The 13,625-nt window shown below is 74.6% G+C and carries 15 protein-coding genes; 8 read left to right on the forward strand and 7 right to left on the reverse strand.

Going from position 1 to position 13,625, the window contains the following annotated elements; translation table 11 throughout:
- Nucleotides 1-18: 18 nt before the first annotated feature.
- Nucleotides 19-591 carry a 1,4-alpha-glucan branching protein gene (locus ABC795_RS10980; RefSeq protein WP_347057223.1) on the reverse strand — a complete coding sequence of 191 codons (573 nt, stop codon included), beginning with the start codon at nt 589-591 and terminating at the stop codon, nt 19-21.
- A 41-nt stretch (nt 592-632) separates the two neighbouring features.
- Here ABC795_RS10980 and ABC795_RS10985 point away from each other — a divergent pair, with 41 nt between their 5' ends.
- The 3 genes from ABC795_RS10985 (at nt 633) to ligD (ending at nt 4,476) form a co-directional block, all read left to right on the forward strand.
- The gene (locus ABC795_RS10985; RefSeq protein WP_347057224.1) at nt 633-1,703 is read left to right on the forward strand and encodes an ATP-dependent DNA ligase; all 1,071 of its coding nucleotides are present in this window, start codon (nt 633-635) and stop codon (nt 1,701-1,703) included.
- Between the two features lie 108 nt (nt 1,704-1,811).
- On the forward strand, nt 1,812-3,374 hold the full coding sequence (locus ABC795_RS10990; protein WP_347057225.1) for an alpha/beta hydrolase: 1,563 nt from the start codon (nt 1,812-1,814) through the stop codon (nt 3,372-3,374).
- A 34-nt stretch (nt 3,375-3,408) separates the two neighbouring features.
- Nucleotides 3,409-4,476 carry a non-homologous end-joining DNA ligase gene (ligD, locus tag ABC795_RS10995; protein ID WP_347057226.1) on the forward strand — a complete coding sequence of 356 codons (1,068 nt, stop codon included), beginning with the start codon at nt 3,409-3,411 and terminating at the stop codon, nt 4,474-4,476.
- Nucleotides 4,477-4,507: 31 nt separating this feature from the next.
- On the opposite strand, the gene ABC795_RS11000 is transcribed toward ligD, so the two are convergent.
- Nucleotides 4,508-5,113 (reverse strand): gamma carbonic anhydrase family protein, encoded by a 606-nt coding sequence (locus tag ABC795_RS11000; protein WP_347057227.1) that lies wholly within the window; start codon nt 5,111-5,113, stop codon nt 4,508-4,510.
- A gap of 240 nt (nt 5,114-5,353) precedes the next feature.
- On the reverse strand, nt 5,354-5,575 hold the full coding sequence (locus tag ABC795_RS11005) for a hypothetical protein (protein ID WP_347057228.1): 222 nt from the start codon (nt 5,573-5,575) through the stop codon (nt 5,354-5,356).
- A gap of 268 nt (nt 5,576-5,843) precedes the next feature.
- On the opposite strand from ABC795_RS11005, the gene ABC795_RS11010 reads away from it, so the two are divergent.
- On the forward strand, nt 5,844-6,251 hold the full coding sequence (locus ABC795_RS11010; protein WP_347057230.1) for a hypothetical protein: 408 nt from the start codon (nt 5,844-5,846) through the stop codon (nt 6,249-6,251).
- 158 nt (nt 6,252-6,409) lie between these two features.
- Nucleotides 6,410-6,613, forward strand: a complete 204-nt coding sequence (locus tag ABC795_RS11015) for a cold-shock protein (RefSeq protein WP_014377016.1) — start codon at nt 6,410-6,412, stop codon at nt 6,611-6,613.
- A 78-nt stretch (nt 6,614-6,691) separates the two neighbouring features.
- On the opposite strand, the gene ABC795_RS11020 is transcribed toward ABC795_RS11015, so the two are convergent.
- The gene (locus ABC795_RS11020) at nt 6,692-7,168 is read right to left on the reverse strand and encodes a hypothetical protein (RefSeq protein ID WP_347057231.1); all 477 of its coding nucleotides are present in this window, start codon (nt 7,166-7,168) and stop codon (nt 6,692-6,694) included.
- A 202-nt stretch (nt 7,169-7,370) separates the two neighbouring features.
- Between ABC795_RS11020 and msrB the strand changes: the two genes are divergently transcribed.
- Nucleotides 7,371-7,787, forward strand: a complete 417-nt coding sequence (msrB, locus tag ABC795_RS11025; protein WP_347057232.1) for a peptide-methionine (R)-S-oxide reductase MsrB — start codon at nt 7,371-7,373, stop codon at nt 7,785-7,787.
- Between the two features lie 86 nt (nt 7,788-7,873).
- On the opposite strand, the gene hemQ is transcribed toward msrB, so the two are convergent.
- From hemQ to hemE, 3 genes are all read right to left on the reverse strand, one after another.
- The gene (gene hemQ / locus ABC795_RS11030) at nt 7,874-8,593 is read right to left on the reverse strand and encodes a hydrogen peroxide-dependent heme synthase (RefSeq protein ID WP_347057233.1); all 720 of its coding nucleotides are present in this window, start codon (nt 8,591-8,593) and stop codon (nt 7,874-7,876) included.
- Between the two features lie 351 nt (nt 8,594-8,944).
- Nucleotides 8,945-10,315 (reverse strand): protoporphyrinogen oxidase, encoded by a 1,371-nt coding sequence (hemG, locus tag ABC795_RS11035; protein ID WP_347057234.1) that lies wholly within the window; start codon nt 10,313-10,315, stop codon nt 8,945-8,947.
- Complete coding sequence (gene hemE, locus ABC795_RS11040; protein WP_347057235.1) at nt 10,312-11,364, reverse strand: uroporphyrinogen decarboxylase; 1,053 nt, start codon at nt 11,362-11,364, stop codon at nt 10,312-10,314. Before hemE ends, hemG begins: the two co-directional genes overlap by 4 nt.
- Nucleotides 11,365-11,468: 104 nt before the next feature.
- Here hemE and ABC795_RS11045 point away from each other — a divergent pair, with 104 nt between their 5' ends.
- Together ABC795_RS11045 and ABC795_RS11050 are read left to right on the forward strand one after the other, a co-directional pair.
- Nucleotides 11,469-12,101, forward strand: coding sequence for a DUF3000 domain-containing protein (locus ABC795_RS11045; RefSeq protein WP_347057236.1), 633 nt, complete (start codon nt 11,469-11,471; stop codon nt 12,099-12,101).
- Between the two features lie 40 nt (nt 12,102-12,141).
- Complete coding sequence (locus ABC795_RS11050; protein WP_347057237.1) at nt 12,142-13,485, forward strand: ribonuclease D; 1,344 nt, start codon at nt 12,142-12,144, stop codon at nt 13,483-13,485.
- Nucleotides 13,486-13,625 lie beyond the last annotated feature (140 nt).

Below are 13,625 nucleotides of genomic sequence, written 5' to 3' on the forward strand. Positions count from 1 at the left end.
GCCCCGTTCGGGGCCCGGTCATCGGACGACGACGACCGTGCCGCGGGCGGGCCTGCCGTCCGCCCGTGTCCAGCCGGCCTCGACCGACCCGATCCCCGACCCGGCCTCCCCGTCCTCCGGCAGCACGCGGACCAGCTCGACCGCCGGCCGCGTCTCGTCGTCCCCGCTCCAGCGGCGGATCACCGAGGGGTCCAGGGTGTCGCTGTCGTCCTGGTGCTGCGCCTGGGCCGCCCCCCGCGCCAGGGCCAGCAGCTGTGCGATCGCCACGGGGTCCGCCGCGGCGTCGTAGATCCACCGGAGTCCCAGCACCCCGTGCTCCGAGGTGCCGACGAGGCTCTCCTCGGCCCCGGCCAGCGGGGCGCCGCGGTAGCTCAGCGGCACGAAGTACGTCGTCTCCCCGCCCGGCGGGCCGTCGGTGACCACGACGAACTCGAGCCCGACCTCGCCCGTCGGGTCGTCGAGCCGGAAGCCGCCGGCCCGCCGCAGCGCCGGCGGGGCACCCGTGGGGCGATACCACGGCTGCCGGGGCAGCCACGCGGTGAGCAGCTCGAGCTTCGTCGGCACCATCGTGGTGCGGTGGATCGTCGCCATGCCGGCACCCTGCCACGGCGGGAACTGCTTGACTGCCCGGCATGGACCTGCCCGTGCAGCTGCCGGTGAAGCCGATGCTGGCCAAGGCCGTGACCACGATCCCCACCGGCGACGAGTGGTTCTACGAGCCCAAGTGGGACGGGTTCCGCTGCATCGTCTTCCGCGACGGCGACGAGGTGGAGCTCGGCAGCCGCAACGAGCGGCCGCTCACCCGCTACTTCCCCGAGGTGGTGGCCGCGGTGAAGGAGCAGCTGCCGGAGCGGTGCGTGGTCGACGGCGAGATCGTCATCGCGCGCGACGACCGGCTGCAGTTCGAGTCGCTCCTGCAGCGCATCCACCCGGCCGAGTCGCGGGTGACCCTGCTGGCCGAGCAGACGCCGGCCTCGTTCGTCGCCTTCGACCTGCTCGCCCTGGGCGACGAGTCGCTGCTGGAGGCGCCGTTCGCCCAGCGCCAGGAGCGGCTGCGCACCGTGCTCGCCGGGATCCGCCCACCGGTGCACGTCACCGCGATCAGCCGCGACGCCGGCACCGCCCAGCGGTGGTTCGAGACGTTCGAGGGCGCCGGCCTGGACGGCGTCGTCGCCAAGAACGGCGAGCTCCCCTACGGGCCCGACCAACGGCTGATGGCCAAGATCAAGCACGTCCGGACGGCGGACTGCGTGGTCGCCGGGTTCCGCTGGCACAAGAGCGGCCCGGTCGTCGGCTCGTTGCTGCTCGGGCTCTACGACGGCGACGGGCTGCAGCACATCGGCGTCGCCGCGTCCTTTCCGATGAAGCGCCGGGCCGAGCTGGTCGAGGAGCTGGCCCCCTACCGGGCCGAGGCGCTCGACGGCCACCCGTGGCAGGACTGGGCCGATGCCGAGACCGGTGCCGACGGCGGGCACCGCATGCCCGGCGCGGTGAGCCGGTGGAACGCGAAGAAGGACCTGTCCTGGGTGCCGCTGCGGCCCGAGCTGGTCGTGGAGGTCAAGTACGACCAGCTCGAGGGCCGTCGGCTTCGTCACACCGGCCACTTCCTCCGCTGGCGACCGGACCGGGACCCCCGCAGCTGCACGTACGACCAACTCGACGTGCCGGTGCGCTACGACCTGGCCGAGGTGCTGGACGGGTGAGGGAGAATCCCCCGCCCCCTGCCACTGGCATGCTCGCGGCGGGACCCCGCAGAGAGCCGACCCGTGCGCACGAGCGGTTCGGCCGATGAGGTCCCTATCCTCATGATCATGCGTCTGCACCGTGGCCTCCCGGCCGTCGCGTCCGGCCTGCTGCTGGCACTACCGCTGGCACTGACCGGCTGCACCTCCTTCGGCGACACCGCGGAGGAGCCGGCCGCCGCCACGACGACGGCGCCGGCCGAGCCGCAGGCGGCACCCATCGAGTGGACCGACTGCGACGCGCAGATCCAGCCGCTCATCGAGGGCCAGCCCGGCAGCGAGCGCGACATCGCCTTCGAGTGCGGCCGCACCGACGTGCCGATCAGCTACGACGAGCCGGGCGGCGCCACGCTGCCGCTGTTCCTGGTCCGGGCCGTGCTGGCCGGGCAGACCGACCGCATCGGCTCTCTCATGGTCAACCCCGGCGGGCCGGGCGGCTCCGGCGCGGACGCCGCGATCGGGCTCGCGCTCACCCTCCCCGAGGACGTGCTGCGCCGCTTCGACGTCGTCGGCTTCGACCCGCGCGGCGTGGGGCTCTCCACCCCCGTCGAGTGCATCCCCAAGGAGCTGAAGGACCGCGCGATCGCCGCGGAGCCCCGGCCCACCACGGCGGAGCAGCTCGACGACGTCTTCGCGCTCTCCCGGGAGGTGGCCGAGGGCTGCGCCGAGGAGTACGGCGAGGCGCTGGGCACCTTCAACACCGTCGACACCGCACGGGACATGGAGCAGATCCGGCAGTCACTGGGCGAGGAGCAGCTGAACTACCTCGGCTACTCCTACGGCACCACGCTGGGCTCCACCTACGCCGAGCTCTACCCCGACCGGGTGCGCGCCATGGTGCTCGACGCCGCCGTCGACCCCGACACCGACGCGATCGCCGACGCGGAGGCCAGCGCCGCAGGGTTCGAGGCCGGCTTCGACGCCTTCGCCGAGAACTGCCGGGGCCTGATCGCCGGCTGCCCGCTGGGCGACGACCCGCGCCGGTTCCTCGAGGAGCTCCTCGCGCAGGCGCAGACCACACCCATCCCGAGCAGCGAGGAGGGCGAGACCCGGCAGGCCACGCCCGGCGTCGTCCTGACGGCGGTGCAGGCCGCGCTGTACGACACCGCGTCCTGGCCGCAGCTGGCGCAGGGCCTGGCCGCCGCGCGCAACGGGGACGCCCGGGCGCTGTTCTCGCTGGCCGACGACTACAGCGGCCGGCTCGAGGACGGCACCTACTCCAACCTGATCGACGCGAACGTCGCGATCAACTGCGCCGACACCGAGGAGACGGTGGCCGAGACCCGCGTGCGCGAACTGGCCGCCGAGTGGAGCGCCCGCTACCCGCTGTTCGGTGCCGGCTCGGCCGCCGGCCTGTACACGTGCTCGGTGTGGGAGGCCGAGCGCACGCCCATCCCCGAGCGCGACGCCGAGGGCAGCGCCCCGATCCTCGTCATCGGCAACGCGGGCGATCCGGTCACCCCGCTGCCGGGCGCCGTCGACCTCGCCGAGGACCTCGACAGCGGCGTCCTGCTGACCTGGCAGGGCCAGGGGCACACCGCCTACCCGAAGACCGAGTGCGTCACCGCGGCGGTCAACGCCTACCTCATCGACCTGGCCGTTCCCGTGGACGGACTGACCTGTCCTGCGTGAGACTCGGCGGCCCCGGAACGAGCGGAGCAGCTGAATGGCCAGCAGCAAGGACGCCGTCGTCCTCGAGATCGACGGGCACGACGTCCGGGTCTCCAACCCGGAGAAGCCGTACTTCCCCGACCGGGGCATCCGCAAGATCGACGTCGTCGAGTACTTCGTGGCCGTCGGCGAGGGGATCCTCTTCGCGCTGAAGGACCGGCCGACGACGCTGGAGCGCTGGCCCGGCGGGGTGTTCGCGGGCGCCCGGATCTCCACCCGGACGGACAACACCGGCGACGCCTTCTACCAGAAGCGGGTGCCGAAGAACGCCCCTGAGTGGATCCCGACCGCGCACATCACCTTCCCCAGCGGCCGGACGGCCGACGAGATCGCGCCGGACTCGGTGGCCGTGGTCGCCTGGGCGGCGAACCTCGGCACGCTGACCTTCCACCCGTGGCCTGTCTCCAAGGACGACGTCGAGCAGCCCGACCAGATCCGCATCGACCTGGACCCGCAGCCGGGCACCGACTTCTCCGACGCCGTGTGGGTCGCACCCCACGTGCGCGAGCTGCTGCACGAGTTCGGCATGGAGGGCTGGCCGAAGACCTCCGGCGGCCGGGGGGTGCACGTCTACGTGCCGATCCAGCCGCGGTGGACCTTTGCCGAGGTGCGCCGGGCGGTGATCGCGTTCGGCCGCGAGCTGGAACGCCGCCTTCCCGACCGCGTGACCATGTCGTGGTGGAAGGAGGAGCGCGGCGAGAAGATCTTCATCGACTACAACCAGATGGCCCGGGACCGCACGATCGCGTCGGCGTACTCCATCCGGCCCAAGCCGCACGCCCCGGTCTCCGCGCCCGTGGACTGGGACGAGCTGCCCGACGTCCACCCGACCGACTTCGACGTCCTGACCATGCCGGCCCGGTTCGCGGAGGTCGGCGACAGGCACGCCGGGCTCGCCGAGCACGCCTTCGGCATCGAGCCGCTGCTGGAGCTCGCCGAGCGCCAGGCGGCCGACGACGGCCTGGGTGACCTGCCCTATCCGCCCGACTACCCCAAGATGCCGGGCGAGCCGATGCGGGTGCAGCCCAGCCGCGCCAAGGGTTCCACCAGCCCGAGCAGCTGAGCTGACGTCCACAGAGTGCCGTGCACAGCGCTCACCCGGCAGCGCCTCGGGGGTGCGCCGGGCTACGCGCGGCCGACGGGCTGTCCCGGACCGCCGCGCCGCCTGACCCCGGCCGACCGATCTCCTGCACTCCGGCCGCGTGCCGGCGGGCCAGCTCCTGGTAGGTCGTGGGGTTCTCGTCGACCCAGAACCGGCTGCCCGCCGACAGCGGACCACGCACGCTGGCCGGCTCGCCGAGTGCCATCACCTCGTCGGGGATGTCCATGCGCGGCGGTACCAGGCTGTGCGCCCCGATCAACGCTCGCCGGCCGATCCGGGCGCCGTCCTGGACGGTTGCGCCGTTCCCGATGAGCGCCTCGGCGCCGACCACGGCGCCGTGCACCACGCACATGTGCCCGATGGTCGCTCCCGGACCGACCTCGGTCTCCGGGTCCGACCCGCCGTGCAGCACCGAGTTGTCCTGCACGTTGGCCCCGGCGCGGACGACGATCCGGCCGAAGTCGGCGCGGAGCACCACGCCGTACCAGATGGAGGCGCCGGCCTCCACCACCACGTCGCCCACGAGGGTCGCCGTCGGCGCCACCCACGCCTCGGGATGCACCTGCGGGGAGCGGCCTTCGAACGAGAACAGCGGCATGGCCGGCAGCCTATGCAGGGGCGACCCGGCCGCCGTCCTCGGCAACCCTGGCTCCTGGTCGGTCGAGGTGGTCACCGACGCGGCGGAGCATGCCTGGACGGCCCACCCGCACGGCGCCGAGCCCGCCCATGGGCCACCACAGGCCGGTTCTCGGGCACAGGTCGGTCCCCCGTCGAGCGGGAGAGAACGTCGTGCGCGAGCGGCGCCCGCGTGACGGGTGGGGGCTCCGCGACGGCGGCCTCAGCCCGCCAGGCGCCGGGCGGACGCGCCCAGGGCGTGCACCCGCAGCGCGGCCGGCTGCGCCACCTGACGGGCCAGCTCGGCCGCCGTGACCGCCGCCCGCAGCGCGTCGGCGGACTCCGCCAGCCGGTCGGCGAGCACCTGGTCCAGGTCGGCGTCGTGCAGGTCCTCGATGTCGCGCAGGAAGACGGCGGAGGCGGGCGAGGCGGCGAGGGGCTGCATGGTGTTCTCCTGGATCGGGGGGTGCGCCGGATCCGTCCGGCTGGATCCCACCGTGGGCGTCGGACCGCAGGACGCCGGAGAGAGAAGCGCAGGAAATCCGCAAGACCACCCGGCACGAGCCGCTGCGTGACCGCGCCGGCCCGCAGTCGCCCGGACGGCCGCACGTCCTCCCCCGGACGGGTGAGGGCCGCCGCCGGGGCACGGGACGGTCCTCCAGCTGTGGGTAGCGATGGTCGATGCAGCTGACGACCGCGGTGGAGGCGAACGGGTGAGGATCTGGTTGCTGGCGTACGGCGTGCTGTACGTCGTCGTCGAGATGGTCGGCTCGACCCTGGAGTCCGTCGGGTGGCCGCAGATCACCGCCCTCGACGTGGCCACCGCGGTCACCGACGCGTTCCTCACCGTCTCGGTCTGCCTCGCCGTCCTGCTCGCCGGACACCTCGGCCTGCGGCGCTGGGCCCCGCTGGGGGCGACCCGGCTGCAGGCCCCAGCGAACTCCGGCTTCCTCGTCGAACAACCGCTCGGCGTCCGCTCGTGGCGCCCGGCGCTGTCTGCGCTGCCGCCCGCTGCTCCGCTGGGCCGCACCTACTCGGTGGGTGCCTACGGTCCCGGCTGGGGCCGACGGCAGCGACGCGTCGCACCGGCGTTCCGGGAGGAGCCGGGCCGGCTGCTGTGAGGCCGGCAGGGGTTCCCCGACCGGGTGTGGAGGAGTCCCAGGTCACAGTTCAGCGGCACCGGTGTCCTCTTCCGGCGATCTTTGGCTAGGGTTGGGCCGTCGGGAAGGCCCTGCGCTATGGCAGGACCCCGATGCACCACCTCAGCTAGGAGCGAGCAATGCCCGAAGGAACTGTCAAGTGGTTCAACGCGGAGAAGGGGTTCGGCTTCGCCACCCCTGACGGCGGCGGACCGGACGTCTTCGTCCACTACTCGGCCATCCAGTCCAGCGGGTACCGCTCGCTCGATGAAGGCCAGCGGATCGCGTTCGACATCGAGCAGGGCCAGAAGGGCCCGCAGGCTGCGAACGTCACCCCGCTCTGATCGCCTGATCAGCACAGCGCCCCCGCCCGGTTCTCCGGGCGGGGGCGCTGTCGTTCGTGAGCCGGTGCGGTGCGCCGGTCAGCGGGCGCGCGGCACGTACCCGCCGATGAGCGCGGACATGAGCAGGGCCCCATCGTGCTCGCCGACCGCGGCCGCCGCGTCCGCGAAGGCCCGCCAGCGCTGCCGCTCGACGTCGGTCGGCGCCTTCTCGGCCCGGGCGATCAGCTGCTCGAGCAGCCGCTCCCACTCCCCCTGCGGCGTCGGCCAGAGACCGGCCAGCCGTCGCGCCTCCGCCGAGATCGCGGTGATGCGGACGATGTCACCCGCGTGGTTGGTGAGCGGCTCGATGTAGCCGGCGGACGCCAGCGCCTTCGCCGCGGCGATGACCTCCGCCTTCGGCAGACCGCTCCCCGGCACGACCGAGCCGAGCAGGTAGGGGGCGCCGCCGTGCTTCGGCTCATCGACCAGCCGGGCGATCGCCCGCAGCACGGGCAGGTCGCGGGTGAACCAGACGTCGGGCAGGAGGCCGTCGGGGGGCTGGGGGGCGGAGGTCACCCCCCCAGTCTCCCCGGCCCCCACGCACGGCGGCGCCCCGCCTCCCCCGGAGGGAGAGCGGGGCGCCGGTCCTCCTGCCCGGGCCCGCCACGACCGTGCCCGCGGCGGGGGCAGGGGTGCCTGCTCAGCCGCGGGCGCGGAAGACCGGACCGGGGTGGTGACCGCCGGGAATGGTGGTCCGGGGGTGATCGTTGGTCCGGCCATGACGACCTCCCCTCAGAAGCCCCAGGTCAGCAAGACCGACGAGGAGTGGCGGGCGCAGCTGTCCCCGGAGGAGTACGCGGTGCTCCGCCAGGCCGGCACCGAGCGGGCGTGGACCGGCGAGTACGTCGACACGAAGACCGTCGGTGTCTACGAGTGCCGGGCGTGCGGCGCGGAGCTGTTCCGCTCGGAGACCAAGTTCGACTCGCACTGCGGCTGGCCGTCGTTCTACGAGGCCTCCGCCGAGGACAACGTGATCCTCCGCGAGGACCGCAGCTTCGGCATGGTCCGCACCGAGGTGCTGTGCGCCACCTGCCACAGCCACCTGGGCCACCTCTTCGACGACGCCCCGCAGACGCCCACCGGCGACCGCTACTGCATCAACAGCGTCAGCATCAGGCTCCAGCCGGCCGAGTAGGTCGCTCAACGCTCTCTGGGGGTATTCCTCCCGCTCCGGCCGTCCTGCAGGACTGCCGGGGGGCGAGGAACACCCTCAGAGTTGCGTCACGGCAGGTCGGCGACCAGCTCCTGCACCGGCTTGCGGGTGCCGGTGTAGAACGGCACCTCCTCGCGCACGTGCCGGCGGGCACGGCTGGCCCTCAGGTCGCGCATGAGGTCGACGATGCGGTGCAGCTCGTCGGCCTCGAAGGCGAGCATCCACTCGTAGTCGCCCAGGCCGAAGGAGGCCACGGTGTTGGCCCGCACGTCCGGGTAGGGGCGGGCCTGCATGCCGTGCTCCTTGAGCATGTCCCGCCGCTCCTCGTCGGGCAGCAGGTACCACTCGTAGGACCGCACGAACGGGTAGACGCAGACGAAGCGACGCGGCTCCTCGTCGGCCAGGAACGCCGGGATGTGGCTGCGGTTGAACTCCGCCGGCCGGTGCAGCGCCATCTGCGACCACACCGGCTCCAGCCGCCGGCCCAGGGCGGTGCGGCGCAGGCGCGTGTAGGCGTCCTGCAGCGCCTCGCCCGAGGAGGAGTGCCACCAGACCATGAGGTCGGCGTCGGCGCGCAGGCCGCTCACGTCGTAGGTGCCGCGGACGACGACGTCCTTGCCCGCCAGCTCCTCGACCAGCGCGGCGGCCTCGTCGGCCGCGGCGGTCCGCTGCTCGTCACCGAACGGCCGGGCCAGCTTGAACACCGACCACATCGTGTAGCGGATGCTGGCGTTGAGCTCGTTCGCCCGCTTGCCGATGCTGCGTTCCTCGACCTGCTGCTCGCTCATGCCGCCATTGTCCCCCCGCACCGGCATCTCCTTCCCGGGGGGCGTGAGCCGTGGAGAGGCGGTCCGGCGTGGTCGCGGCCGCCGCCGGGACGGCGACGGCCGCGACCACGCGGGGGCTCAGCCCGCCGTCGCCGCGCGATCCCGCCGGTTACCGGCGTGCGCGGCGCGGCAGTCGCCGCACGCGGCCATCCACACGTGGTGGCGCAGGCAGCGGGCCGGCGAATGCTGGACGGGGAACGTGCGTGTCGAGTCGTGCACCGATGTCACTCCGTTGTCAACGGCGGCGACCGGTCCGCCATGCCCGGGTCCGACCGTGGCGCCCGTCTCGGCGCTGCGGACCCGGCGGCCGGATCACGCGAGGGCGTCGACCGCCCGGTGGGCGTCGCGGATGCAGGCGGGGACGCCGACGCCCTCGTACGCGGCGCCGGCGACGGCCAGCCCCGGCACCTCGCCGACCGCTGCCCGGGCCGCCGCGACCCGCTCCGGATGGCCGACCAGGTACTGCGGCAGGCCACCGCCCCAGCGCGCCACGCGGGTCTCCAGCGGCTCGGGGCGCGAGAGCCCGAGCAGCTCGGCGACGTCGGCGACCACGTCCGCGGCCAGCTCCTCGTCGGACCGCTGCAGCTGCGACTCGTCGCCGAAGCGCCCCACCGACGACCGCACCAGCAGCGCCTCGCCGCCGGCCAGGTGCGGCCACTTCGCCGAGGAGACGGTCACGCCCTTGACCAGCCGGCCGGTCACCGGCGGCACCAGCAGGCCCGAGCCGGCAGGGACGTCCTGCACCGGAAAGGCGATCGCGACGACGGCCATGGAGGCGTACGGGATCCCCCGGAGCGGGTCGACGGCGCGGGGGGCGACCTCACCGAGCAGCCGCGCAGCCTTGGTCGCCGGCGCCGTGAGGATGACCGCGTCGGCGGTCAGCACCTCCGGCGCGGCGGCGGTCCCGACCGAGACCTCGAAGCCCCCGGCGGTCCGGCGCAGGCCGTGCGCGGGGGTGCGCAGCCGCACCTCCGCGCGCGCCGCCTCGACCAGCGCGGCCGGCAGCGCACCGATCCCGGCGTCGACGGTCACGAACACCGGCCCGTCGGCGTCGAACCGGCTACGTGACCCGGCGTCGCGGGCGGCGGCGGCCGCCTCGAGCACCGAGCCCGCACCACGCACCTGCGCGGCCAGCGCCGGCATCGTGGCGGCCAGCGACAGCTCGTCGGCGCGACCCGCGTAGACGCCGCCGAGCAGCGGCTCGACCAGCCGGTCGACCACCTCGTCGCCGAGCCGCTCGCGCAGCAGCCCGCCGACGGCGACGTCGCCGTCGGGCAGGGACAGCGGCGGCAGCTCGACCTCGGCGCGCACCCGGGCCACGCCGGTCGGGGTCAGGACGCCGTCGAGGCCGTCGGCCGAGGCCGGCACGCCGAGGACGGTGCCGGCCGGCAGCGGGAACCGGCCCTCCGGGAGCACCACCGAGGCCTGGGTGGTCGCCGGCGCGACCAGCCGGTCGCCCCACCCGAGCGCCTCCACCAGGCCCACCGCCTCCGGCACCCGGCCGAGCAGCGCCTCGGGGCCGGTGTCGTACCAGGTGCCGGCCAGCCGGATCCGGTCCAGCTTGCCGCCGATCCGGTCCCCGGCCTCCACGACGACGATCTCGTCGTCGGGCCGGCGCCGGCGCCACTCGAAGGCCGCGGCCAGCCCGGTGATCCCGGCCCCGACGACGACGAGCCGGGTCATCGCGCCGTCAGCTCGTGCACCAGGGCGGCGACGCGGGTCAGCACGTCGGGATCGGTGTCGGGCAGCACCCCGTGCCCGAGGTTGAAGATGTGCCCGCGCGCGCCCTCGGCCTGGCGGACGACCCGGCGCACCTCCCGCTCGACGGTGTCGCGATCGGCCAGCAGGACCGCGGGGTCGAGGTTGCCCTGCAGCGAGCGGTGGGGGCCGACCCGGCGGGCGGCCTCGTCCAGCGGCACCCGCCAGTCGATGCCGACGACGTCGGCGCCCGCGTCGCCGATCAGCGGCAGCAGCTCGCCGGTGCCCACGCCGAAGTGGATGCGGGGCACGTCGCGCTCCCCCAGCCCGGCGAAGACCGCCTGCGAGTGCGGCAGCACCCGCTCGGCGTAGTCGGCCGCCGACAGCACGCCGGCCCAGGAGTCGAACAGCTGCACGGCGGAGGCGCCCGCGTCGACCTGGGCGCGCAGGAAGGTCGCCGCCGACAGCGACAACCGCTGCAGCAGCCGCGACCACGCCTCCGGCTCGGCGTACATGAAGGCCTTGGTGCGGGCGTGCTCCTTGGAGGGGCCGCCCTCGATCAGGTAGGTCGCCAGGGTGAACGGCGCGCCGGCGAACCCGATCAGCGGCGTCGGCCCCAGCTCGGCCACGAGCGAGCGCACCGCCGTTCCGAGGAAGCCGAGCTGCTCGGGCACCAGATCGGGCAGGGCGTCGACGTCGGCGACCGTGCGGACCGGGTTCGCGACCACCGGGCCGATGCCCGGCTTGATCTCGATGTCCATCCCCGCGACCACCAACGGCAGCACGATGTCGGAGAAGAGGATCGCGGCGTCGACCTGGTGCCGGCGGACCGGCTGCAGCGTGATCTCGGTGACCAGGTCGGGGTCCTGGCAGGCCGCCAGCATGGACGTGCCGGCGCGCAGAGCCCGGTACTCCGGCAGCGAGCGGCCGGCCTGGCGCATGAACCAGACCGGAGTGCGGCCCACCGGGAGGCCACGTGCGGCGCGGACGAGGTCGGAATCGGCCGGGGACGCCGACGCGGGAGCGGGACTCACGAGCGTCGATCCTCCCAGACGGCCGGTGTCCGCCGGTCCGCCGCGTCCCGGCCGCGTGCGGCGCGTCGGCGCGCCTGCGCTGCTGACCGGCCTAGTCTGCGGACGTGGAGCCGCGCGACCTGGCCGACGCCGGGAACGAGAGCAGGGACGCCGATGCCGTCCCCGCCGCGTTCCGCGCCGCCCTGGAGGTCCTGGCCGGGGTGCGCGCCCGCCCGGAGATCGAGCTCGGCTCGATCCCCGCCCCCCAACGGCTGGCCCCCTTCGCGCACGCGATCGGTGCGCGGGTGCCCGACCCGGAGGGCGACGACGAGGACGACGTCGAGATCGCCAGCGCGAGGTTCATCGTCCTGTTCGACCCGCAGGGCCACGAGGCGTGGCACGGCACCGTGCGCTGCGTCGGCTACCTCTCGGCGGCGACCGACGAGGAGCTGGTCGACGACGCGATGTTCTCCGAGGTGGCCTGGAGCTGGCTCACCGACGCGCTGCACGAGTCGGGGGCGGTACACCACACCGTCGGCGGCACGGTCACCCGCACCGCGTCCACCCGGTTCGGCGAGCTGGCCGGCCCCGAGCACTCCGTCGACGTCGAGATCCGCGCCTCGTGGACGGCCGAGGGCACCGATCTGGACCGGCACCTGCTGGCCTGGCTCGACGTGCTGGGCAACGCGGCCGGCCTGCCGCCGCCGGGCGTGCGGCTGCTGGGTCCCTCCGACCGGGTCGGTAGCGAGACTCTCTAACATCGGTGCGGCACAGCGGGCCCGGCGCCCGCCTGAGCCGGTGCTCCTGCCCAGGATCCCGCGGCCGCCGCGGTGGACCCCGACCGGGCGCCGGTGCACCGACGACGAGGACCGGCGAGAAGGTGGACGGCAACTGAGCACCGAGCCCACTCCCGAGGCGCCGGAGGCCGTGGCTGCGGCCGCGGCTCCCGAGCCCATCCCGCTCCTCGTCCCCCGCGACGGGCTGCCCCCGGTCATCGAGACCTCTACGCAGCTGGTCGAGTACGCCGAGGCGCTGCGCGGCGGCACCGGGCCGGTCGCCGTGGACGCCGAGCGCGCATCCGGCTACCGGTACGGCCAGCGCGCCTACCTGGTGCAGCTGCGCCGCAACGGCTCCGGCACCGGCCTGCTCGACCCGATCCCGCTTCCCGACCTGTCAGTGGTCCAGGAGGCGATCGCCGACGCGGAGTGGGTGCTGCACGCCGCGAACCAGGACCTCCCCTGCCTCGCCGAGATCGGCCTTGCGCCGTCCCGCGTGTTCGACACCGAGCTGGCCGCCCGGCTGGCCGGACTGCCCCGCGTGGGCCTGGGCGCCGTCGTCGAGTCGCTGCTGGGCTTCTCGCTGCAGAAGGGGCACTCCGCCGCCGACTGGAGCACCCGCCCGCTGCCCGAGGAGTGGCTGGTCTACGCCGCCCTCGACGTCGAGGTGCTCGTCGACCTCCGCGACGCCCTCGCCGCGCTCCTCGAGCAGCAGGGCAAGACCGAGTGGGCCCGCCAGGAGTTCGAGGCCATCCTCGCCGCCGGCCCGCCGGCTCCGAAGCAGGACCCGTGGCGGCGCACCTCCGGCGTGCACGGGCTGCGCAGCCGCCGTCAGCTCGGCATGCTGCGGGCGATCTGGGAGGCCCGTGACGAGCTGGCCCGCCGGCGCGACGTCGCCCCCGGCCGGGTGCTGCCCGACTCGGCGATGGTCGCGGCGGTGCAGGCCGACCCCAGGAACGAGGGCGCACTGTTGGAGCTGCCGGTGTTCCGGGGGCGCGCCAACCGGCGCCTGGTCGCGCACTGGTTCACCGCGCTGGCCCGCGGCAAGGCGCTGCCGGAGAACGATCTCCCGCTGCACAGCAAGCCCGGGGACGGGCCGCCGCCGGTGAACCGCTGGGCCGACCGGGACCCCGCCGCCGCCACCCGCCTGCAGGCCGCCCGCGCCGGGCTCGCCGAGCTGTCGGAGAAGCACGCGGTGCCGGTCGAGAACATCCTCTCCCCCGACCTGGTGCGGCGGCTGGTGTGGAGCCCGCCGGAGCCCCGGGAGCCCGCGGCGGTGGCCGCGGCGCTGCGTTCGGGCGGCGCCCGGGCGTGGCAGGTCGAGCTCACGCTCGACGTGCTGACCGACGCGGTCAACCGGGCCTGAGAAAGGACCCCGACGCCCCCCCACCGCTCGCAAGCTCGCGGCGGGTCCCTGCGCCGGGGCCGGGGGACGGACGACGACGCCGGCGCCCACCGCGCAGAGCGGAGGACGCCGGCGTCGGCGTGGTCACCTGCCGCCCGCCG

The organism is Blastococcus sp. HT6-30, assembly GCF_039729015.1.
Lineage (GTDB): Bacteria > Actinomycetota > Actinomycetes > Mycobacteriales > Geodermatophilaceae > Blastococcus.

Excerpts from the sequence above, each read along its gene's own strand:
- ABC795_RS11015 (WP_014377016.1), top strand. The coding sequence starts at position 6,410 with ATGCCCGAAGGAACTGTCAAGTGGTTCAACGCGGAGAAGGGGTTCGGC.
- ABC795_RS11005 (WP_347057228.1), bottom strand. The coding sequence starts at position 5,575 with ATGCAGCCCCTCGCCGCCTCGCCCGCCTCCGCCGTCTTCCTGCGCGAC.
- ligD (WP_347057226.1), top strand. The coding sequence starts at position 3,409 with ATGGCCAGCAGCAAGGACGCCGTCGTCCTCGAGATCGACGGGCACGAC.
- hemQ (WP_347057233.1), bottom strand. The coding sequence starts at position 8,593 with ATGAGCGAGCAGCAGGTCGAGGAACGCAGCATCGGCAAGCGGGCGAAC.
- ABC795_RS11000 (WP_347057227.1), bottom strand. The coding sequence starts at position 5,113 with ATGCCGCTGTTCTCGTTCGAAGGCCGCTCCCCGCAGGTGCATCCCGAG.
- ABC795_RS10985 (WP_347057224.1), top strand. The coding sequence starts at position 633 with ATGGACCTGCCCGTGCAGCTGCCGGTGAAGCCGATGCTGGCCAAGGCC.
- msrB (WP_347057232.1), top strand. The coding sequence starts at position 7,371 with ATGACGACCTCCCCTCAGAAGCCCCAGGTCAGCAAGACCGACGAGGAG.
- hemG (WP_347057234.1), bottom strand. The coding sequence starts at position 10,315 with ATGACCCGGCTCGTCGTCGTCGGGGCCGGGATCACCGGGCTGGCCGCG.
- ABC795_RS10980 (WP_347057223.1), bottom strand. The coding sequence starts at position 591 with ATGGCGACGATCCACCGCACCACGATGGTGCCGACGAAGCTCGAGCTG.
- ABC795_RS10990 (WP_347057225.1), top strand. The coding sequence starts at position 1,812 with ATGCGTCTGCACCGTGGCCTCCCGGCCGTCGCGTCCGGCCTGCTGCTG.